We start from the raw sequence: 20257 nt of genomic DNA on the forward strand, positions 1-20257 counted from the left end.
CGGCGGGCCAAAGCGCATAGCGGCAACGCCTTAGCGACATCGTTGAAAATCCACACGGAAGGCTTTCCCCGCCCATGGCCGACTCACGACCCCTGTCCGCGGGATTGGCGCCCGCGTCCCAGCCCGAGGGCGCGACGGGAGTCATCGTGTTCGCCGACGGGCGCGTGGTGTGGGGCCACGGCTTCGGCGCGGAAGGCGAAGCGGTGGGCGAGCTGTGCTTCAATACAGCGATGACGGGCTATCAAGAGGTCATGACCGACCCGTCCTACGCCAAGCAGGTCATCGCCTTCACCTTCCCGCACATCGGCAATGTCGGCGCCAATGACGAGGATGTCGAAGCGGCCGAGGCGCATGCGCTGGGCGCGATCGTGCGCGAGCCGGTGACCCAGCCGAGCAATTACCGCGCCAACTATGGCTTTGCCGACTGGATGCGGAAGTGGGGGCGGATCGGCATCTGCGGGGTCGATACGCGCGCGCTGACCAAGCTGGTGCGGCGCGAAGGCCCGCCGAACATCGCCATCGCGCACCGGGCGGATGGGGTGTTCGATGTGGCGGCGCTGCAGAAGATGGCGGCGGACTGGCCGGGGCTCGAGGGCATGGACCTGGCCAAGGAGGTCAGCCGGTTGCAGGTCGAGCGCTGGACCGGCGGGAAGTGGGCTTGGGGGCAGGGGTATGAAGTCGGTCCCTCGACTTCGCTCGGGACAGGTCCCTCGACTTCGCTCGGGAAGAGCGGAGAGGGGGGCAGGGAATCAAAACCGCTTGTGCCGAGCGACGTCGAGGCACGCATCCCCCACGTCGTCGCCATCGATTATGGCTCCAAGCGCAACATTTTCCGCAACTTGGCCGAAGCCGGCGCGCGCGTCACCGTTGTCCCCGCGCAGGCGACGTTCGACGAAATCATGGCGCACGAGCCCGACGGCTTTTTCCTCTCGAACGGGCCGGGCGATCCGGCGGCGACGGGCGAATATGCAGTGCCGGTGATCAAGCAATTGCTGGAGACCAAGAAGCCCCTGTTCGGCATCTGCCTTGGCCATCAGATGCTCGCGCTGGCGGTTGGCGGCATGACGTCAAAGATGTTCCAGGGCCACCGCGGCGCCAACCACCCGGTCAAGCGGTTGTCCGACGGCCGCGTCGAGATCACCAGCATGAACCACGGCTTCGCGGTGCTGCGCGAGGGGTTGCCGGAGAATGTCCGCGAAACGCACGTCAGCCTGTTCGACGACAGCAATTGCGGGATCGAGCTGACCGACCGGCCGGCGTTCAGCGTGCAGTATCATCCTGAGGCGAGCCCGGGGCCGCAGGACAGTTTTTACCTGTTCGAGAAGTTCGTTGGGGCGATGAAATGAGGGCGGTCGCGTGCATGGGCGCGCTTGCCCTCTCCGCCTGCGCGACGACCGCGCGGCTGCACAGCCAGGACGAGCTCAACCTCATCGGGCAGCGCTGCGGGGTGCAGCTCGGCGAGATTTTCCAGGACGAGAGCGAGAAACGGCTGCTGTTCCTGTTCAAGCCCGGCGCGACGCGCGAGCAGCGCGGCTGCGTCAGCCGCTGGGCCCGCCGCAACGGCCTCAAGACCGTATTCGTCGACAATATCGCATTTCCGGAGACGGGGTCGTGAGGGGCGGCGCAAAAGCTCCCTCTCCCCTTTGCGGGAGAGGGTGGCCCGCGTCAGCGGGACGGGTGAGGGGGCGTGGTCTCCAACGCCAACTCCAGAATTGTCCAAACGCCTTCAAGATTTTGAAGAATATCGTCGTTCCAGAAACGAACGATGCGAAAGCCCAGACTTTCGAGGATGGCGGTGCGACGCGCGTCCCGCTCTGGAATATGCTGCCCGCCATCAACCTCGACGATGAGGCGCCGCTCAGCACAGAGAAAGTCGACAATGTAGCCTCCAATCTCGACCTGCTTGCGAAATTTCAGCCCATGGAATTGGCGGCTGCGGAGAGCGCTCCAAAGCTTGTTCTCAGCTTCCGTCGCGTTCTTGCGCAAGGCCCGCGATCTGCTCGTCAGAAAATGGTGCCTCGCCACGACGCCCCCTCACCCCGGCGCTCCGCGCCGACCCTCTCCCGCTGTGGGGAGAGGGTAATATTCGAGCATCGCCAAATCCATGCCCAAACGTACTGACATTTCCTCGATCCTCATCATCGGCGCGGGTCCGATCGTCATCGGGCAGGCGGCCGAGTTTGATTATTCGGGGAGCCAGGCGGTCAAGGCGCTGAAGGCCGAGGGTTATCGGGTGATCGTCGTCAATTCGAACCCGGCGACGATCATGACCGATCCCGAGCTCGCCGACGCGACCTATGTCGAGCCGATTACGCCGGCGATTGTCGCCAAGATTTGCGAGAAGGAGCGGCCGGACGCTTTGCTGCCGACGATGGGCGGGCAGACCGCGCTCAATACCGCGCTCGCACTTTACAAGGACGGGACTTTGGACAAGCTTGGGATCGAGCTGATCGGGGCCAATGCCGACGCCATCGAAAAGGCCGAAGACCGGCTCAAATTCCGCGACGCGATGGACAAGATCGGGCTCGAAAGCCCGCGCTCGGCGATTGCCCACAGCCTGGCCGAGGCGCTCGACGCGCTCGAGCATATCGGATTGCCGGCGATCATCCGCCCCAGTTTCACGCTTGGTGGCACGGGCGGGGGCATTGCCTACAACCGCGACGAATTCGTCCAGATCGTCTCGGGCGGGATCGAGGCCAGCCCGACCGACGAGGTGCTGATCGAGGAATCGGTGCTCGGCTGGAAGGAATATGAGATGGAAGTCGTGCGCGACCGCGCCGACAACGCCATCATCATCTGCTCGATCGAGAATGTCGACCCGATGGGGGTGCATACCGGCGACAGCATCACCGTTGCCCCGGCGCTGACGCTGACCGACAAGGAATATCAGCGCATGCGCTCGGCGAGCATCGCGGTGCTGCGCGAAATCGGTGTCGAAACAGGCGGTTCCAACGTCCAGTTCGCAGTCGATCCCAAGACCGGGCGGATGGTGGTGATCGAGATGAACCCGCGCGTGTCGCGGTCGTCGGCGCTGGCGTCCAAGGCCACGGGCTTCCCGATCGCCAAGGTCGCGGCGCGGCTGGCGGTGGGGTATACGCTCGACGAGATCGCCAACGACATCACCGGCGGCGCGACCCCGGCAAGCTTCGAACCGACGATCGATTATGTCGTGACCAAGATCCCGCGCTTCGCCTTCGAGAAGTTCCGCGGGGCGGAAGCGTTGCTCAGCACGTCGATGAAGTCGGTGGGCGAAGTGATGGCGATCGGGCGGAGCTTCGCCGAGAGCCTGCAAAAGGCGCTGCGCGGGCTGGAGATCGGGCTGACCGGGCTCGACCGGGTGCGCGAGCTGGAAAGTGCCGACCCGGCGACGATCGAGAGCCAGCTGGCGCGGGCGACGCCCGACCGGCTGCTGATCGCCGCCGAAGCGCTGCGCCAGGGTTTTACCGTGCAGCGGATCCACGACATCGCCGGGTTCGACCCATGGTTCCTCGAGCGGCTGCGCGAGATCGTCGAGGCGGAAGAGGAAGTGCGCGTGAGCGGGCTTCCGCGCGATGAGATGGGGATGCGGCGCTTAAAGGCGATGGGCTTTTCGGATGCGCGGCTGGCGCAGCTCGCGCTGCGGTCTGCGCATGTCGACCGCGAGATGAGCGAAGCGGTCGCCGCGGGCGGATCGGGCGTGGTGCACAGCGCGCTTCGGGCAATGACCGGGGGCGTGACCGAGGCCGAAGTGCGCAAGGCGCGGCTGAAGCTCGGCATCCGCCCGGTGTTCAAGAGGATCGACAGCTGCGCGGCGGAGTTCGATGCGGCGACGCCCTACCTTTATTCGACCTACGAGGCGCCGCTGTTCGGGGCGCCCGAGGACGAGGCCGACGTCAGCGACCGGCGCAAGGTGATGATCCTTGGTGGCGGGCCCAACCGGATCGGGCAGGGGATCGAGTTCGATTATTGCTGCTGCCACGCCGCCTTCGCACTCGGCCGCGACCGTGAGGGGCAGCAGGGCGCGGGCTTCGAAGTCATCATGGTCAATTGCAATCCGGAGACAGTGTCGACCGACCCGGAGACCAGCGACCGCCTTTATTTCGAGCCGCTGACCGCCGAGGACGTGCTCGAAATCGTCGCGCGCGAGCAGGAGAGCGGCGAATTGCTGGGCGTGATCGTCCAGCTGGGCGGGCAAACCCCGCTCAAGCTGGCGGCGGAGCTGCAGGCGGCGGGCGTGCCGATCCTCGGCACCAGCCCCGACAGCATCGACCTCGCCGAGGATCGCGAGCGCTTCGCGGCGCTCGTGTCGCGCCTCGGGCTCAAGCAGCCTGCCAATGGGCTCGCGCGCAGCCGCGAGGAAGCGCTGACCGTGGCGGAGCGGATTGGCTATCCGGTGCTTCTGCGGCCGTCTTACGTACTCGGCGGGCGGGGGATGGAGATCGTCGACGGGCCGCAGCAGCTCGAACATTATATCGCGACCGCAGTGCAGGTGTCGGGCCGTTCCCCGGTGCTGATCGACCGTTATTTGCGCGACGCGATCGAGGTCGATGTCGATGCGATCTGCGACGGCGCCGAGGTCGCGGTGTGCGGCGTGCTGCAGCATATCGAGGAAGCCGGCGTCCATTCGGGCGACAGCGCCTGCGCGATCCCGCCACACAGCCTTGATGCCGCGGTGGTCGCCGAGATCGAGCGCCAGACGCGCGAGCTGGCGCTGGCGCTCAAGGTCAAGGGGCTGATGAACATCCAGTTCGCGGTCCAGGGCACGGAAGTGTTCCTGATCGAGGTCAATCCGCGCGCCAGCCGGACCGTGCCGTTCGTCGCCAAGGCGACCGGCAACCCGATTGCCAAGATCGCGGCCCGAGTGATGGCCGGCGAAACCTTGAGCAATCTCGGCAGCCTCGCCCATGCGCTCGATTATGTCGCGGTCAAGGAATCGGTGTTCCCGTTCGCGCGCTTCCCGGGCACCGATCCGGTGCTTGGACCGGAAATGAAGAGTACCGGCGAAGTCATGGGAATCGATCGCACTTTCGACATCGCCTTCGCCAAGGCGCTGATCGGGGCGGGGATGGGCCTGCCGCAGAGCGGGACGGTGTTCGTGTCGGTCAAGGACGCCGACAAGGACAATATCGTGCCCGCGGTTGAAAAGCTGCTCGAGCTCGGCTTCGCGATCATTGCCACCAGCGGGACGGCGGCGCATTTGCAGGGCAAGGGCTTGCCGGTGGTGACGGTCAACAAGGTCGCGCAGGGGCGGCCGCACATCGTCGACCGCTTGCTCGACGGCGACGTCGCTTTGGTGTTCAATACGACCGAGGGGTGGCAGTCGTTGAAGGACAGCCATTCGATCCGCGCCACTGCGCTGAACAAGAAAGTGCCCTATTTCACCACTGCGGCGGCAAGCTACGCCGCGGCCCATTCGATCGAGGCGGTGCGCGGCCATACGCTTGAAGTCGCGTCGCTCCAGTCCTATTATTCCGCCTCCGCGACCTGAGCCTCCAGCACAATTTGGTTTTTCAGAGCGGGCCGCTTGGCCCGCCGCGGCAGGTTTTTGAAAAGGGTTTTGACGATGGCGAGTGCCGAAAAAGTCCCGATGCTCGAGGAGGGGCACCGCAAGCTCAGCGACGAGCTCAAGCGTTTGAAGGCCGAGCGCCCCGAGATCGTCGAGGCGATCGAGGTCGCGCGCGCGCACGGCGACCTCAGCGAGAATGCCGAATATCACGCCGCCAAGGAGCGCCAGGGCCAGGTCGAGGCGACGATCGCCGACCTCGAGGACAAGCTTAGCCGCGCGATGGTCATCGACCCCAAGACGCTGTCGGGCGACAAGGTGGTGTTCGGGGCGACCGTCACCCTGCTCGACGAGGATGAGAAGAAGGTGAAGTACCAGCTGGTCGGGTTGGCCGAAGCCGACGCCAACCAGGGCCGCATCAGCTACAATTCGCCGCTCGGCCGCGCGCTGATCGGGCGCCAGGTGGGCGAGGATGTCGAAGTGACGACGCCGTCCGGCGACCGCTACTACCAGATCAAGAAGATCGAGTTCGTCTGATCGTGAATTCCCAACCGCTGGTATCGAGCGAAGTCGAGACACGTCCCTCGACTACGCTCGGGACGAACGGAAAGGTGGAGAGATGAACCCTGCGTTCCGAACGGCGACCGTCGCCTTGTCGGTGCTGATCGCGCTGGCCTGGCTGATCGCGTCGGTCGCGGTTCCGCATGACCGTGCGGCCCTGGCGCTGGGCTTCATCCCGGCGCGCTTGAGCGGCGCGGAAGTGCCGTGGACCGCGCTGCCCGCCGTCCTGACGCCGCTGAGCGCGACGTTCGTTCACGCCGGGTTGCTGCACATCGGCTTCAACCTGTTGATGCTCATCTTCTGCGGGCTGCAGATCGAGCGCGTGCTGGGCAAGACGGGGCTGATCGTCCTGTTTGTCGTCGGCGCCTATGCCGCCGCGCTGGCGCAATGGCTGCCCGACCGTATGGGCGTGGTGCCGATGATCGGTGCGAGCGGCGCTGTGAGCGCGGTGATCGGCGCTTATTCGCTGAGCTTCGGCCGAGCCAAGAGGATCACCGACAACCCGCGCCTCAACCGTTGGATCAACGTCGCCTGGCTGATGGCGGCCTGGGTCATGCTCCAAATGGCGATGGGTTTTCTCGCGGGCGCGCAGGGGTATTTGCTTGCTACCCCCGCGCACATCGGCGGCTTCCTGGCCGGGCTGCTGCTCCAGCGCCCGCTGCTGTTGTGGCGCTACCGGTCGGCCTAAACGGCCGGAACGGTGCTCGCATCCCCTTCGGGCTCGAGTAGCCGATGGAGGTGGACCACGACATATTTCATTTCAGCATCGTCGACGGTGCGTTGCGCCTTGCCGCGCCACGCATCTTCGGCGGCGGCGTAGCTGTCATAGACGCCGACGAGGTCGATGCTCGACAGATCGAAATCCAGGCCGCGCGGATCCTTCACGCGGCCGCCGAAAACGAGATGAAGCTTGCTCATGAACGCGCCGCTAGCAGGCTTTGACGATCATGCGAACCGGGGTCAGCGCTTGTCGCGCGCCGCGTCGAGCGCCGATTGAGCCGAGGCCTTGGCGGCGTCGGTCATGCCCTGGAACAAAGAGCGGATCGTGTCCTCGCCCTTCTCCCGCGTCAGGCCGAGGTCGTTGAGCTGCTGCGTGCCGGTGTCGCGCGCGGCCTGGTAAGCCGCCTTGGCGCTGCTTTTCACGCGGCGCGCGGTCGGGCGGACGAGGCGCGTCTCGCTTTCGGTGCGGGGCAGGAGCGCGGCGATCAGTGCGCCCGCGGCAATGCCCCGGCAAGCGCGATCAGCGGGGCTTGGCCGAGGGTGTCGGCAGCGCGGCGACCGGCGCCGGACACGCTGTCACGCGCGCTGGCGTAGGTGTCGATGGCGCGCTGGCGGGCGGTTCCGCCGCGGCTCTGCTGTTCGGCGGGGTTGGACGTGCGGTTGTCGGTCATGGGACGTTCTCCGTATCCTTGGGGGTCTTCGAATTCTTCTTCGCGGTCGTATTCCTGGCTTTTCTTTCCGCGCGCTTCGAGGAAACGCCGCCGGCGAGCTTTTGGGCCAGGTTGATCAGCGGTTCGCGCGCCAGGAACAATGTCAGCGCGGCGACCAGTCCGCCGGCCGCGACGGGCCGAGCGCGGACGGCATCGACCGCTTCCTCGGCAAGGTCGGCGCCCTTGATCTTGGCCCCTTCCCACGCGCCCCGGGCGAGCGTCTTGGGACTCAGCCGATCCTGCAGCTCGGTCGCCGTGCCCATCAGGCGGGCGCGGCTGCGCTCGGCCTCGATCCGCGCGGCGGCGATGGCGGGCGTGTCCTTCACAGGTCGCGCTTCAGCCGATGCACGGCGTACCAGGCGAGGGCGCCGGCAAGCGCGCTGAAGATGAGGAACGCCACCAGTCCGGCGAGGATCGGCCCGAACGCCCAATAGAGCGCGGCGAAGACGCCCACCGCCAGCGCGGTGATGGCGGCTTGGACCAGCGCAAACGCCGCGCCGAACAGCCCCGCGGGCAAAGCCAGCGCGCGTGCCTTGGCCGCGGCGACGGCCTTGGCGACGCCAAGTTCGGCGCGCGCATAGGCCTTGCCGCCCTCGATCAGGTCGTGGACGACCTCACCGACCGGGCGCTCGGGCGGTTGCTGCTGCGGGTCAGCCGGCTTGAGCATCAAGCCTCGTTATCGGTCCCGTCGTCGGCGCCGAGCCCGCTCTTCACCAGGCGGGCGACGACGAAGCCGACGACCGCCGCGCCGGCAAGCGCGATGCCGGGGCTGTTGCGAACGAAATTGCGCGTGTCCTCGATCAATTCGTCCGGATCCTTGGACGCCAGGCTGTTCGCGGCACTTTCGATCGAACCGGCGGCGCGGCGGGCGTAATCGCCATATTCTGCGCCCAGCCGCTCTTCGATCCCGTCGGCGGTGTCGCCGACCATGCGCGACACATTGGCAAGCGCTTCGGCGGTGCGCTCGAGGCCCTGCGTGACGAGGCCGCGCGCCTTCTCACCAGCCTGGTTGCCGATGCGCCCGCGGCCGTCCCGCAAGCGCTCCGACAGCGAACCATGCTGCGCCGCGCCGGTGGTCGGCGCCAGCTCGTCGGCGTCGCTTGCCACTTCGGTATCGCCGGGGGTCGGCGTTTCGGTGGTCGAACCGCCGATGATCACGGTGTCGGTGCCTTCGGGCAAAGTGCCAGTGTCCTTGGGCAAAGTGCCGGTGTTTTCGTCTGCCATCGCGAGTCTCCTTGTTCGCCCTATCAACCCGTCTTCGTCGGCCTTCGTTCCGGGCCGCGAAGGCGAAAGTTGCACGCTTGAGCGCCGCGCTTATACGGCCTTGGCTCACCCGCCATATGATTACGCCGGCTCAAGAAAGAAGACCATGACCGCGATTATCGACGTCCATGCCCGCCAGATCCTCGACAGCCGGGGCAACCCCACGGTCGAGGTCGACGTCACGCTTGAAGACGGCAGCATGGGCCGCGCGGCAGTGCCCTCGGGCGCTTCGACCGGGGCGCACGAAGCGGTCGAGCTGCGCGACGGCGACAAGGGCAAATGGGGCGGGAAGGGCGTCGGCAAGGCGATCCAGGCCGCGAACGGCGAGATTGCCGAAGCGATCATCGGCCTCGATGCCGAGGACCAGCAGGCGATCGACGCGGAAATGATCGCGCTCGACGGCAGCGCGAACAAGGCGCGGCTTGGCGCGAACGCGATCCTCGGCGTCAGCCTGGCGACCGCGAGGGCTGCGGCCGAAGCGCTGGGTCTGCCGCTCTACCGCTACGTCGGCGGGATCGACGCGACCTTGCTGCCGGTGCCGATGATGAACATCCTCAATGGCGGCGCGCATGCCGACAATGGGATCGATTTCCAGGAATTCATGATCGTGCCGGTGGGGGCGCACGACTTCGCCGAGGCGCTGCGCTGCGGCGCGGAGATCTTCCATGCGCTGAAGAGCGCGCTCCACGCCAAGGGCTTGTCGACGGCGGTGGGCGATGAAGGCGGCTTTGCGCCCGACATCGGTTCCGCGCGCCAAGCGCTCGACCTGATCGGCGAGGCCGTGGGCGAGGCCGGCTACACGCTAGGCGACGACGTCCTGTTCGCGCTCGATCCGGCGGCGAGCGAATTCTTCGCGGACGGGGAATATCGCCTGGGACAGAAGAACGGCCGGACAGGCGGCGACGCGCGCAACCTCAGCCCGGAGCAAATGGCCGAATTCTGGACCGAGCTCGCCCGCGATTATCCGATCGCCTCGATCGAGGACGGCATGGCCGAGGACGATATGGCGGGCTGGAAGGCAATGACCGAGCGGCTTGGCGGCCGCATCCAGCTGGTCGGCGACGATCTGTTCGTGACCAACGAGAAGCGCCTGCGCCAGGGGATCGAGGACGGCATCGCCAATTCGATCCTGGTCAAGGTCAACCAGATCGGCACGCTGAGCGAGACAATTGCGGCGGTGCGCCTGGCGCAATCGTCAGGCTACACCGCGGTGATGTCGCACCGCTCGGGCGAGACCGAGGATTCGACCATTGCCGACCTAGCGGTTGCGCTGTCATGCGGTCAGATCAAAACCGGCAGCCTCGCCCGCGCCGACCGCACGGCGAAGTACAACCAGCTGCTGCGGATCGAGGAAGAGCTGGGCGACGCGGCGCGCTATCCGGGGCGGGCGGCGATCAAGGCGTATCGGCCGGAATTATAATCCACATCCTTATCCCCGATTTATCAACCGCTTCATCCAAATAGCTCTTGCCTTGACGACTCCTCTGTGATTCTCTCGAATCGATGGGGGGAGCGACGCGTAGCCTTGGTCTTATTCGCCGGTCGGCGCTGCCGGCGCTGGCGCTGATCGTCGTCGGCACCTTTGCCGGCCATGCGGTCGCGGGGCAGAATGGGTTGCTCGCGTGGGGCGGCTATCATCGTGCGCTCAAGGAACGCCAGGCTGAGCTTGCCGACCTTGAGGCGCAGCGGGCGCAGATGCGGCACCGCTCGGCACTGCTCGACCCGCGCAAGGCCGATCCCGACATCGCCGACGAACTGGTGCGCAAGGACCTTGGGCTGGTGCGCCCCGACGAAGTGATCATCCCGCTCGAATAGGTGCCAAGCGGTTGCCGCTTGGCCGCAGCTTTCTTATAGGGGCGGCCCGCTTCTGAAAGCTCTTCGAAAGGCTTGCCCTTGGCGCGTTCCGCGAAGAAATCCGCCGTTGCTTCGACCCCGTCCACCAACGCGCGGCCGCCCGAGCCCAAGCGCTACGAGGCGACCAAGGACGAACTGCTCCAATTCTATCGCGAAATGCTGCTCATCCGCCGCTTCGAGGAGCGCGCGGGACAGCTGTACGGGCTGGGGCTGATCGGCGGCTTCTGTCACCTCTACATCGGCCAGGAAGCGGTCGGCGTCGGCCTGCAGAGCGCGATGACGGTCGGCAAGGACAGCGTCATCACCGGCTATCGCGACCACGGCCACATGCTCGCCTACGGCATCGACCCCAAGGTCATCATGGCCGAGCTGACGGGGCGCGCCGCGGGCATTTCGAAGGGCAAGGGCGGGTCGATGCACATGTTCAGCGTCGAGCATGGCTTTTACGGCGGCCACGGCATTGTCGGCGCGCAGGCGGCCCTCGGTGCGGGCCTCGCCTTCAAGCATAGATATGCCGAAGATGGCGGGGTGTGCCTGACCTACATGGGCGACGGCGCCGTCAACCAGGGCCAGGTGTTCGAAAGCTTCAACATGGCGAAGCTGTGGGACCTGCCGGTCATCTTCGCGATCGAGAATAACCAATATGCGATGGGCACGAGCCTGAAGCGCGCGCACAGCGAGCCCGACTTGTTTCGGAAGGGCGAGAGCTTCCGCATCCCGGGCCTCCGCGTCGACGGGCAGGACGTGCTCGCCGTGCGCGGCGCGGCCGAGGTTGCGCTGGAGTGGACGCGCAGCGGCAACGGACCGATCGTCCTCGAGCTGATGACCTATCGCTATCGCGGCCATTCGATGTCCGACCCTGCCAAGTACCGCACGCGCGAGGAAGTGCAGGATTATCGCGAGCACAAGGACCCGATCGACCATGCCTCGCGCGACCTCCAGGCGATGGGCGTCAAGGAAGACGAGCTGAAAGCGATCGACAAGGAAATCAAGGACATCGTCGTGGCTGCTGCTAAGTTTGCTGAAGAGGCGCCGGAGCCCGAGGCGGCTGAGCTCGCAACCGACGTGCTGGTGGAGAGCTACTGATGGGGATCGAGCTCAAGATGCCGGCGCTGTCGCCGACGATGGAAGAAGGCACGCTCGCCAAGTGGCTGGTCAAGGAAGGCGATAGTGTGTCCTCGGGCGACATCCTCGCCGAGATCGAGACCGACAAGGCGACGATGGAGTTCGAGGCGGTCGACGAAGGCACGATCTCGAAGATCCTGGTTCCCGAGGGGACCGACGGGGTGAAGGTCGGCCAGCCGATCGCGATTCTGGCTGGTGAAGGGGAAGAGGCGGATAATTCTCAACCCGTCCAGGCTGAGCCTGTCGAAGCCCTGTCCTCGCCTCCGTCCGAAGAGAAGGGCAGCCCTTCGACAAGCTCAGGGCAGTCGGCGGGGGGTGTGACTCAACCTGCTTCCCAGCAGGCCGAGGCGACGCCGACCCCGCACAAGATGGAGACCGCGGCGCGCGACCTGGTCGAGGATGCGGCGGAAAATCCGACGGCGCCCGAAGTGCCCGAAGGTACGGCGCTGGTCAGCACCACGGTGCGCGAGGCGCTGCGCGATGCCATGGCCGAGGAGATGCGCAAGGACGAGCGCGTCTTCGTGATGGGCGAGGAAGTCGCCGAATATCAGGGCGCCTACAAGGTCACGCAGGGGCTGCTGCAGGAGTTTGGCGCGAAGCGCGTGGTCGACACGCCGATCACCGAATATGGCTTTGCCGGGCTCGGCGCGGGCGCGGCGATGGGCGGATTGAAGCCGATCGTCGAGTTCATGACCTTCAACTTCGCGATGCAGGCGATCGACCACATCATCAATTCGGCGGCGAAGACGAACTACATGTCGGGCGGGCAGATGCGCTGCCCGATCGTGTTCCGCGGCCCCAATGGCGCAGCGGCGCGCGTCGCGGCGCAGCACAGCCAGAATTACGCGCCCTGGTACGCCAGCGTGCCGGGCTTGGTAGTGATCGCGCCCTATAGCGCGGCCGACGCCAAGGGCCTGCTCAAAGCCGCGATCCGCAGCGACGATCCGGTCGTCTTCCTCGAAAATGAACTGCTCTACGGCCAGCATTTCGACGTGCCCGAGCTTGACGATTACGTGCTTCCGATCGGCAAGGCGCGGGTCGTTCGTCCGGGCAAGGACGTGACCATCGTCAGCTACTCGATCGGCGTCGGCGTCGCGCTGGAAGCCGCGCAGGACTTGATGGGCGAGGGGATCAACGCCGAGGTCATCGACCTGCGGACGCTGCGCCCGCTCGACAAGGCGACGGTGCTGGCCAGCCTCAAGCGCACCAACCGCATGGTGGTCGTCGAGGAAGGGTGGCCGACCTGCTCGATCGCCAGCGAGATCATCGCCATCTGCATGACCGAGGGCTTCGACGATCTCGACGCGCCGGTGATGCGCGTGACCGACGCCGACGTGCCGCTGCCCTATGCCGCGAACCTCGAGAAGCTGGCGCTGATCAAGTCCGCCGACGTCGTCGCGGCGGTGAAGGCCGTCTGCTACCGCTGACGTGGGCCTCAGCCCCGACAAAAGGCTGGCCTTCGCCTATGTGCCCGCGCGTCACCGCGGCCCGATCGAGGCCGTGTTCGCGATCGACGGCGCAATGGGCGACGTGCTTCGCTCGACGTCCGATCCAATGCTCGGCCGGATTCGGCTCGCCTGGTGGCGCGAGCGGCTCGAGGACCTCGATCAGGGCAAAGCCACGCCAGGTGAGCCGCGGCTCGAGGCTGTCGCGCACGCGCTGATACCTCGCGGCGTTCGCGGGCACGACCTGGCGGCGCTCGAGGATGGCTGGCTGCGGTTGCTCGATGACTTTCCGTGGGACGCGGGCACTGCCGAGGCGATCTGGTTTCGCGGGCGGCTGCTATTCGCGCTCGGCGCGCAAATGCTCGGCCGCACAAACGACGAAATCGAAGGCGCGGGCGGGTTGTGGGCACTGGTCGATGCGGCGCGCCATTGCAGCGACGCGCCGTCGCGCGACATGCTTGTGAGCCAAGCGCGGACATTTGCGCGGGGGCTGGGCGGCGTGCGCTTTCCCGTTGCCCTGCGTCCGCTGTCGATGCTGGCAGCGCTGGCCGCGCGCGATTGTCGCGCGCCGGGGCATTTCGAGCGCGAAGGGACGGCACGGCGCGCCGCGGCGCTGCTGCGTCATCGCGTGACGGGGCGAATTCCGCGCGCTTGAACTAGTTGGCGGCGGTTTCCTTGATCATCTGCCCGACCAATGTGCGCTGCTGCTGATCGGCCTTGCGGTCGAGCGTGATCTTGTACAGCCCCTTGAGGAACGCCTCGTCCCTACCGCTCAGCGCCTTGGGCGCCGCTGCCGGCTTGAACAGCGACAGGATCGAACCGTCCGGGGCCGCGCCGTTGCGAATCTCGGCAAGTCCGACCAGCGCGGCATAATCGATGATCGAGGCGAGCGATGCGCCGCTTGCGCGTTCGACATCGACCACGACCGTCGCCGAAGTGATCCCGCGCACCGTCAACGTGCTCACCAGGCTGCTGTTATATTGCGCGATCACGCTGGTGCGGTCGTTGATCGGAGGGTCGGCGCGATTGCCGCTGGCATCGGCGAAGGCGGCGCCGGGCGGGCTGAGCGGAACCGAGCCCGCGCCGTCGCTCGACTGGGTGCTGATGTTGTACCACCAGCGCACCGGCTGATCGCCGTTCTTGATGCGGTCCGCCTCGCTTGCGGACACGCGCGCGACGGGTGACAAATCCATCTTCGAGATCTTCCGCGCGACGGCCTTTCCGTCATCGGTGAAGGCGATGATGAGGTTGCCCCGGCAGCCTTCGCGGGCAAGCGGCACGCTGGCTCCCGTTGCAATATCGCGGATGCGCCGTTCAACCAATTTGGCGTGTTCGGGCCGGATGCCGATCACGTGGGGGCAGACGCCGCCGATCCACCGTGCCGCCTGCGTATGGCCGTTGGCGACGCCCAATTGGCGGATATAGGCCTGTGCCTGCCGCTCGGCCTGCTTGCGCGTTTCGCCGGTGACGACGATTTCGCCGTCGGGCACCTGGGTCAATGTCGCGGCGGCGGCGGTGGGCAAGAAGAACGCCGCGGTCGCGGCGAGGACGATGACGTTTCTCACATGCAGCCCTTTCATTACTGCGCCCGGCGGGCCTCGGCTTCGAGATCGGTCTTGAGGATGCGGTTGACGAGCGTGCGCCGCTGCTGCTCGGCGCGGCGGTCGAGGTGAATTCGGTAGAGCCCGGTAAGCATCGCGACGTCGCGCTTGCTAAGCTCGCTGACCGGCGCCTGCGGATCGAACATCGACAGGATCGACCGCTGCGGCGATGCACCGAATTTGATTTCGGCAAGGCCGACGAGCGCGGCATAATCGGTAATCGCGCGCAGGCTGTTGCCCTTGGCGCGCAGGACATCGACGATCACCGTCGCATGCTTGATCGTGCGCACCGATTGCGACGCGATGTGGCTGGACCCTTTGACGTTGAGAAGACCGTCGTCCCCGTAGCGGATGGCTGGGCCTTCGGGCTGGCCGCTGACGGCCGTTAGCAAGGCGGGATTGACGACGTCGGACGATCCCATGCCTTCGCGCGAGCGTACGTCGGTCTGATAGAACCAGCGGATCGGCGCCGCGCCCGTCCGGATCTCCTGCGCGACCGAGGCCGGCATGCCGCGAAGCAGCGCGCTGCCTTTCTGGGTCATCCGGGCAACGACCGCTTCGGGCCCATCGGTGAAGACGACGAGGAGGTTGGCGGCGCAATCCTCGCGGCCCAGCGGCGCGCCGACCTGGCGAACGAGTTCGCGGATCTGCCGGCGGACGATCACTTCCTTGTCGGGTGCAAGGCCAATTGCCTTGGGGCAGATCGGGTCGACCCAGCGCGCCGTCGGCCGCTCCCCCGCCGCAATGCCCACTTCGTTGACGTAGATTTGCGCCTGCTTCTGCGCTTCCTTCATGGTTTCGCCGACAACCACGATTTCGTCTTCGCGATTGGGTTGCGTGACGGTCGCCGCGACGGCGGCGCAGCTCCACCATGCAAGCGGCGCGGCCAGAAGATACAATCGCATGACGCCTCCTACGCGGGGAGAGCCGGTGGCGCGTGCGTCCAGCATTCCCCTGATCGTCCAAGACAAGGCCGCCGGCACTTCCCGTAACGAACGTTCGCGGACCCGCGCACAACGTCGCCTATCGCGCCCCGCGTTGACAAGCGGCATCCGACCGAAGAGCATTGCCCGCGCCGAATCTCCCATTCCTTGGGGGTTTCCCGAATGTTGCGTTTTCTTGCCGGGGCCGCGTCCTGCTTCCTGATGATGACCGGCGCCTTCCTGATCTGGCAGTCCCATGCGCAGGAGGCGCCGAGCCTGCCGCAGGCGCCACCGGTCACCGACGTTCCGTCGATGTCGACCGCACCTGCCCCACTGCAAGCGCCCGAGGCCACGCCGAAAAGCCGTGAGGAGCGACGCTTCTCGCGCGCCGACAAGGACAAGAACGGCCGGATCGAACGCGAGGAGCAGATGGCGCCGCGCCGCAAGGCTTTCGCCAAGCTCGACAAGAACGGCAACGGCACCTTGTCGTTCGACGAATGGGCGGTGAAGAGCATCGACAAATTCGCCGGCGCCGACCGCGACCGATCCGGCTGGCTGACACCGGCGGAGTTCGCGACCACGGCGCCTAAGCCGCCCAAGAAGAAACGGTGCGCGTGTTGAGGCGGCTTCGTTTGCTTCCGTCCCAATGCGTGATAACAGGGGCGAAATGAGCCTGAAATCACTGACTTACACCAGCCTGGCAAGGCTCGACTTGGATGCCGACGATCTCGAGAACATCCATCGCAGCGCGCGCGATTCGAATGTCATCGAGGGCATCACGGGCTTGTTGATCTTCAATGGCACGCACTTCCTCCAGATCGTCGAGGGCGCCCCACACGCGATCGACGACTTGGTCGAGCGCTTGCGCCGCGACCCGCGGCATAGCGCGATCGAGATCAGGGAAGAGCGCGAGATCGAGGAGCGCTGCTTCCCCGATTGGTCGATGGAGCTGGTGCGGGTCAGCGGAAGCTATCTGGAGGCGAAGGAGACGATCTCCGACCGCTTGCCGGAGGCCATTGCCCAACCGGTGCGCGAGCGGTTGATCCGGATGACCGAGGCGATTTCCGGGACCGTCAGCCTCTAGGCCGGCTCGGCGACCTTCGACCCTTCTTTCCATGCCGCAAAGGCTGCCCTAGCGCGGCTCGTGTACATCTTCTTACGGTCGCCTTTCTTGGCACGGGGCCCTTCCAGCGGGGGCATGAGGCCAAAATTGACGTTCATCGGCTGGAAGGTCTCGGCGTCGGCGCCGCCGGTGATGTGCCCGAGGAGGGCGCCCATCGCAGTCTCGACCGGCGGCGGGGCAAGCGTCTCGCCGCGGAGCTCGGCGGCGGCGAAGCGGGCGGCGAGGATGCCGACTGCAGCGCTTTCGACATAGCCTTCGCAACCCGTGATCTGCCCGGCGAAGCGGATGTTCGGTTTCGACTTCAATCGCAGTTGCGCATCGAGCAGGCGGGGCGAGTTGATGAAGCTGTTGCGATGGATGCCGCCTAATCGCGCGAACTCGGCGTTTTCGAGGCCCGGGATGGTACGGAAGATGCGCACCTGCTCGCCATGCTTCAGCTTGGTCTGGAAGCCGACCATGTTCCACAAGGTGCCGAGCGCATTGTCCTGGCGAAGTTGGACGCAAGCGTAGGGCCAGCGACCGTTCGGATGATCTGGGGTCGCGGTGTGCGGATTGTCGAGGCCGACGCCCTTCATCGGGCCGAATCGCAAGGTCTCGACCCCGCGCTCGGCCATGACCTCGATCGGCATGCAGCCTTCGAAGTAGGGCGTGTCCTTTTCCCACTCCTTGAATTCGGTTTTCTCACCCGCGTTAAGCGCGGCGACGAACGCCTGATATTGTTCGCGGTCGAGTGGGCAATTGACGTAATCCTTGCCGCCCTTGTCCCAGCGCGCGGCCATCCACGCGACGTCCATGTCGATGCTGTCCTTGTGGACGATCGGCGCGATGGCGTCGAAGAAGGCGAGGGCGTCCTGGCCCGTTTCCGCTGCAATCGCCGCGGCGAGGCCCGAGCCGGTGAGCGGGCCGGTGGCGATGATCGTCGGATGGACGGGGAGCGCGTCGATACGCTCTCGGACGACAGTGATGTTGGGATGGCTTTCGACCGCCTGCGTGACTTCCGCGGCGAAGGCGTCGCGGTCGACCGCGAGCGCCGAGCCGGCGGGAACGCGATGCTTGTCCGCCGCGCGCATGATGAGCGAGCCCATGTCGCGCATTTCGCGATGCAGGAGGCCAACCGCATTTTTCTCGGCATCGTCAGAGCGGAAGCTGTTCGAGCAGACCATTTCGGCGAGGCGGTCGGTGTCGTGCGCGGGGGTCGTATCGCCGCCGCCGCGCATCTCGCTGAGGCGCACGTGGAGGCCCGCTTCCGCCAGCTGCCAGGCGGCTTCGCTTCCCGCGAGGCCGCCGCCGATGATGTGAACCTGCTGCGTCATGTGCGCGTTCTCCTAGTCCCGCTGAAGAGGAGCGCAAAGCATGATCGACCACATGGGTATTGCCGTTTCGAACATCGAGCGGTCGAGGACATTCTACGAAGCTGCCCTGGGCGCCCTCGGCATGTCGGTACAGATGGAAGCGACGCCTGAGCAGACCGAAAGCGGCGGGACGGCGCTGGGCTTTGGCGTGCCTGGAGAAAAGATCTTCTGGATCGCCGATGAGGAGCGCCCGGGCGAAGGCACCCACGTTGCGTTCAGAGCCGACACGCGTGCGCAAGTCGATGCTTTTCACGCGCGCGGGCTGGAGGCAGGCGGCCGAGACAATGGTACACCGGGTCTGCGTCCGCATTACGGGCCGAACTATTATGCGGCGTTTGTCTACGACCCCGACGGCGCGAACATCGAAGCAGTCTGTTACGCCGCCGAATGAAGATTTTCACCATCGGCTACGAGGGCGCCACGGTGCCTGACTTTGTCGCGGCGCTACAACGGGCCGGAGTCGTCCGTGTAATCGATGTCCGCGCGGTACCCAACTCTCGCCGGCCCGGCTTTTCCAAGACGCCGCTTCGCAATGCCCTGGCGGAGGCGGGTATCGATTACGTGCACTTACGTGCGCTCGGCACGCCCGCAGAGGGCCGTGCCGCAGCGCGGGCGGGCCGCCATGCCGACCTTGAACGGATCTATGCCGGGCAACTCGAACTGCCAGAAGCCATCGCTCAAGGTGCGCAGATGCTTGAGCTTGCGCGCGAGGAACCTGCGGCCCTGCTGTGTTTCGAGCGAGAGCCGGCGCATTGCCACCGAACAATGCTGATCGACGCTATCGCGGCGGGCGCGGAGGTCGAACACCTCTTCGCCTGATACGCTCGTCGATGCCAATGCAGGACTCGTCGAATAGGGCAAAACGCATATTTCGCCACGGTTCGGCGCGCACTATGACCGCGCCATGTCCATGAGCATCGCCACGCCGCTGGCGGCGGGTAGCACGCCTAGTCGCCGCATCCTCCTTCTGACCGTCCTGTTCGGACTCTTCAGCTACGCTTTCCTCGCAATGCGCGGGGCGATGGTCGAAGAGGAATGGGCCATGTTGCTCAGCCTCCGCCGCGCCATTGCGGTGGCCGCGGGTGCTGGCGCCTATTGGATGGTGCTTAAGAAGCTCGAGACGCTCGAGCGGATCGAATTGGGCAAGGTGATTGGCTGGATCATCATGGCAACGCTGGCGATCCTGGTTGTCCGGCTGGCGACGACCAATTTTCGTCCGACCCATTGCCGCCGCTGCGCAACATCCGCTGGACGCTCGCGTGGAGCGGCTATTTCGGGCTGTGGGTCATGGGCGCGATCGCTTTTTGGGGCGGTACAGCACGCCATGTTGAAACCCCCGTCATGGAACGCGCCGCAAGTGGCACCATGGCCCGCGTCGTCCAGCCGGCGGCTGAGCCGATCCAGCCAGCCGATCTAGACTGGCTGATCGATAGCATCGCGGCCGAGACCGGCGGACTGAGCTATTCCGCGCGGCGCGAGGCCGCGGCGCGCATCTTCAATGCGGCCGGATATGAATGTGCTGACGACCCTGATGCGGCGCGCAACAACGCGCGCGTGCGCCTGGCGAGCCGGGTGGCTGCCGGGCTGGTGCGCGGCTAGACTTCGCTGGGCGCGGTCGCGGCGGTTTCGGCCTCGAGCAATGCTTCGATGTCGGGGATGGGCCGGTCGGTCATTTCCTTGTTGACCGTGCACAGGATGCGCCGCTCGACCTCCTTGTGCAGTTCCTTGCGCAGGACGCCGAGCGCCTTGGGCGGCGCAACGATGACCAGCGAATCGAAGTCGTTGCGCAGCGCGCGCGCCTTGAGCGTGTCTGCCGCGTCCTTCACCCAGCGGTCCTCTTCCTGCTGGTGGAAGTCGGTTTCCTCATAGGTCGAGCGGCCGTAGCCGAAGCTCTGCTGCTGCGTGCCCGGCGCATCGGTCTTCATGTCGGAATCCTTGCGGTCCTCCCGCTCGTCATGAGCCTCGGTCCTGAGGTCGATCTGGTTCTCATCGCCATGATTGCGGAAGAACAGGACCTTGCGGCCGTCAGCGACCAGAACGAGGGCATGATGGGGAAGGGGCATGAATCGTTTCTCCTTTAGTCTCCCTTGAAGAACGG

At 65.9% G+C, this 20257-nt stretch carries 27 protein-coding genes; 16 read left to right on the forward strand and 11 right to left on the reverse strand.

Going from position 1 to position 20257, the window contains the following annotated elements; all coding sequences use genetic code 11:
• The first annotated feature begins 74 nt into the window (after nt 1–74).
• Together carA and H9L13_RS07595 are read left to right on the forward strand one after the other, a co-directional pair.
• Nucleotides 75–1346 carry a glutamine-hydrolyzing carbamoyl-phosphate synthase small subunit gene (gene carA / locus H9L13_RS07590; RefSeq protein WP_187537167.1) on the forward strand — a complete coding sequence of 424 codons (1272 nt, stop codon included), beginning with the start codon at nt 75–77 and terminating at the stop codon, nt 1344–1346.
• Nucleotides 1343–1615, forward strand: coding sequence for a hypothetical protein (locus H9L13_RS07595; protein WP_187537168.1), 273 nt, complete (start codon nt 1343–1345; stop codon nt 1613–1615). The genes carA and H9L13_RS07595 overlap by 4 nt, the downstream gene beginning before the upstream one ends.
• Before the next feature lie 50 nt (nt 1616–1665).
• Here H9L13_RS07595 and H9L13_RS07600 read toward each other — a convergent pair whose 3' ends face one another.
• Nucleotides 1666–1986 (reverse strand): endonuclease domain-containing protein, encoded by a 321-nt coding sequence (locus tag H9L13_RS07600; RefSeq protein WP_235090758.1) that lies wholly within the window; start codon nt 1984–1986, stop codon nt 1666–1668.
• A gap of 118 nt (nt 1987–2104) precedes the next feature.
• Between H9L13_RS07600 and carB the strand changes: the two genes are divergently transcribed.
• The 3 genes from carB (at nt 2105) to H9L13_RS07615 (ending at nt 6731) form a co-directional block, all read left to right on the forward strand.
• The gene (carB, locus tag H9L13_RS07605) at nt 2105–5467 is read left to right on the forward strand and encodes a carbamoyl-phosphate synthase large subunit (protein WP_187537170.1); all 3363 of its coding nucleotides are present in this window, start codon (nt 2105–2107) and stop codon (nt 5465–5467) included.
• A 75-nt stretch (nt 5468–5542) separates the two neighbouring features.
• Complete coding sequence (gene greA, locus H9L13_RS07610; protein WP_187537171.1) at nt 5543–6019, forward strand: transcription elongation factor GreA; 477 nt, start codon at nt 5543–5545, stop codon at nt 6017–6019.
• Between the two features lie 82 nt (nt 6020–6101).
• A complete protein-coding gene (locus H9L13_RS07615; RefSeq protein WP_187537172.1) occupies nt 6102–6731 on the forward strand; it encodes a rhomboid family intramembrane serine protease in 630 nt (209 codons plus the stop codon).
• Here H9L13_RS07615 and H9L13_RS07620 read toward each other — a convergent pair.
• From H9L13_RS07620 to H9L13_RS07645, 6 genes are all read right to left on the reverse strand, one after another.
• Nucleotides 6728–6961, reverse strand: coding sequence for a DUF4170 domain-containing protein (locus H9L13_RS07620; protein ID WP_187537173.1), 234 nt, complete (start codon nt 6959–6961; stop codon nt 6728–6730). The two genes, H9L13_RS07615 and H9L13_RS07620, sit on opposite strands and share 4 nt — an antisense overlap.
• Nucleotides 6962–7003: 42 nt before the next feature.
• A complete protein-coding gene (locus tag H9L13_RS07625; protein ID WP_187537174.1) occupies nt 7004–7186 on the reverse strand; it encodes a hypothetical protein in 183 nt (60 codons plus the stop codon).
• A 62-nt stretch (nt 7187–7248) separates the two neighbouring features.
• Nucleotides 7249–7434, reverse strand: a complete 186-nt coding sequence (locus H9L13_RS07630) for a hypothetical protein (RefSeq protein ID WP_187537175.1) — start codon at nt 7432–7434, stop codon at nt 7249–7251.
• On the reverse strand, nt 7431–7799 hold the full coding sequence (locus tag H9L13_RS07635) for a DUF3618 domain-containing protein (RefSeq protein ID WP_187537176.1): 369 nt from the start codon (nt 7797–7799) through the stop codon (nt 7431–7433). Before H9L13_RS07635 ends, H9L13_RS07630 begins: the two co-directional genes overlap by 4 nt.
• Nucleotides 7796–8140 carry a phage holin family protein gene (locus H9L13_RS07640; protein WP_187537177.1) on the reverse strand — a complete coding sequence of 115 codons (345 nt, stop codon included), beginning with the start codon at nt 8138–8140 and terminating at the stop codon, nt 7796–7798. Before H9L13_RS07640 ends, H9L13_RS07635 begins: the two co-directional genes overlap by 4 nt.
• The gene (locus H9L13_RS07645) at nt 8140–8697 is read right to left on the reverse strand and encodes a hypothetical protein (RefSeq protein WP_187537178.1); all 558 of its coding nucleotides are present in this window, start codon (nt 8695–8697) and stop codon (nt 8140–8142) included. Before H9L13_RS07645 ends, H9L13_RS07640 begins: the two co-directional genes overlap by 1 nt.
• 145 nt (nt 8698–8842) lie before the next feature.
• On the opposite strand from H9L13_RS07645, the gene eno reads away from it, so the two are divergent.
• The 5 genes from eno (at nt 8843) to H9L13_RS07670 (ending at nt 13815) form a co-directional block, all read left to right on the forward strand.
• Nucleotides 8843–10156 (forward strand): phosphopyruvate hydratase, encoded by a 1314-nt coding sequence (eno, locus tag H9L13_RS07650; protein ID WP_187537179.1) that lies wholly within the window; start codon nt 8843–8845, stop codon nt 10154–10156.
• Nucleotides 10157–10239: 83 nt separating this feature from the next.
• Nucleotides 10240–10551 (forward strand): FtsB family cell division protein, encoded by a 312-nt coding sequence (locus tag H9L13_RS07655; RefSeq protein WP_187537180.1) that lies wholly within the window; start codon nt 10240–10242, stop codon nt 10549–10551.
• 78 nt (nt 10552–10629) lie between these two features.
• The gene (gene pdhA / locus H9L13_RS07660; RefSeq protein ID WP_187537181.1) at nt 10630–11676 is read left to right on the forward strand and encodes a pyruvate dehydrogenase (acetyl-transferring) E1 component subunit alpha; all 1047 of its coding nucleotides are present in this window, start codon (nt 10630–10632) and stop codon (nt 11674–11676) included.
• Complete coding sequence (locus H9L13_RS07665; RefSeq protein ID WP_187537182.1) at nt 11676–13142, forward strand: pyruvate dehydrogenase complex E1 component subunit beta; 1467 nt, start codon at nt 11676–11678, stop codon at nt 13140–13142. The genes pdhA and H9L13_RS07665 overlap by 1 nt, the downstream gene beginning before the upstream one ends.
• Before the next feature lie 40 nt (nt 13143–13182).
• Entirely contained in the window at nt 13183–13815 is a 633-nt protein-coding gene (locus H9L13_RS07670) for a hypothetical protein (protein ID WP_223176438.1), read from the forward strand.
• 1 nt (nt 13816) lies between these two features.
• Here the strand turns inward: H9L13_RS07670 and H9L13_RS07675 are convergent, their stop codons facing one another.
• Nucleotides 13817–14740: a hypothetical protein gene (locus tag H9L13_RS07675; protein ID WP_187537184.1), complete on the reverse strand. Its 924-nt coding sequence runs from the start codon at nt 14738–14740 to the stop codon at nt 13817–13819.
• Nucleotides 14740–15666 (reverse strand): hypothetical protein, encoded by a 927-nt coding sequence (locus H9L13_RS07680; protein WP_187537185.1) that lies wholly within the window; start codon nt 15664–15666, stop codon nt 14740–14742. Before H9L13_RS07680 ends, H9L13_RS07675 begins: the two co-directional genes overlap by 1 nt.
• Before the next feature lie 201 nt (nt 15667–15867).
• On the opposite strand from H9L13_RS07680, the gene H9L13_RS07685 reads away from it, so the two are divergent.
• Together H9L13_RS07685 and H9L13_RS07690 are read left to right on the forward strand one after the other, a co-directional pair.
• Nucleotides 15868–16305 (forward strand): EF-hand domain-containing protein, encoded by a 438-nt coding sequence (locus H9L13_RS07685; RefSeq protein WP_187537186.1) that lies wholly within the window; start codon nt 15868–15870, stop codon nt 16303–16305.
• A 46-nt stretch (nt 16306–16351) separates the two neighbouring features.
• Complete coding sequence (locus H9L13_RS07690) at nt 16352–16768, forward strand: BLUF domain-containing protein (protein ID WP_187537187.1); 417 nt, start codon at nt 16352–16354, stop codon at nt 16766–16768.
• Here H9L13_RS07690 and trmFO read toward each other — a convergent pair.
• Nucleotides 16765–18120 (reverse strand): methylenetetrahydrofolate--tRNA-(uracil(54)-C(5))-methyltransferase (FADH(2)-oxidizing) TrmFO, encoded by a 1356-nt coding sequence (trmFO, locus tag H9L13_RS07695; protein ID WP_187537188.1) that lies wholly within the window; start codon nt 18118–18120, stop codon nt 16765–16767. The two genes, H9L13_RS07690 and trmFO, sit on opposite strands and share 4 nt — an antisense overlap.
• A 40-nt stretch (nt 18121–18160) precedes the next feature.
• On the opposite strand from trmFO, the gene H9L13_RS07700 reads away from it, so the two are divergent.
• The 4 genes from H9L13_RS07700 (at nt 18161) to H9L13_RS07715 (ending at nt 19758) form a co-directional block, all read left to right on the forward strand.
• Nucleotides 18161–18550: a VOC family protein gene (locus tag H9L13_RS07700; RefSeq protein WP_187537189.1), complete on the forward strand. Its 390-nt coding sequence runs from the start codon at nt 18161–18163 to the stop codon at nt 18548–18550.
• A complete protein-coding gene (locus H9L13_RS07705; RefSeq protein WP_187537190.1) occupies nt 18547–18978 on the forward strand; it encodes a DUF488 domain-containing protein in 432 nt (143 codons plus the stop codon). Before H9L13_RS07700 ends, H9L13_RS07705 begins: the two co-directional genes overlap by 4 nt.
• An 85-nt stretch (nt 18979–19063) precedes the next feature.
• Nucleotides 19064–19576: a hypothetical protein gene (locus H9L13_RS07710; protein WP_187537191.1), complete on the forward strand. Its 513-nt coding sequence runs from the start codon at nt 19064–19066 to the stop codon at nt 19574–19576.
• Nucleotides 19525–19758 (forward strand): hypothetical protein, encoded by a 234-nt coding sequence (locus H9L13_RS07715; RefSeq protein ID WP_187537192.1) that lies wholly within the window; start codon nt 19525–19527, stop codon nt 19756–19758. The genes H9L13_RS07710 and H9L13_RS07715 overlap by 52 nt, the downstream gene beginning before the upstream one ends.
• Here H9L13_RS07715 and H9L13_RS07720 read toward each other — a convergent pair.
• A complete protein-coding gene (locus tag H9L13_RS07720; protein ID WP_187537193.1) occupies nt 19755–20222 on the reverse strand; it encodes a host attachment family protein in 468 nt (155 codons plus the stop codon). The two genes, H9L13_RS07715 and H9L13_RS07720, sit on opposite strands and share 4 nt — an antisense overlap.
• Between the last annotated feature and the right edge of the window lie 35 nt (nt 20223–20257).

The organism is Sphingomonas lutea (assembly GCF_014396785.1).
GTDB lineage: Bacteria > Pseudomonadota > Alphaproteobacteria > Sphingomonadales > Sphingomonadaceae > Sphingomicrobium > Sphingomicrobium luteum.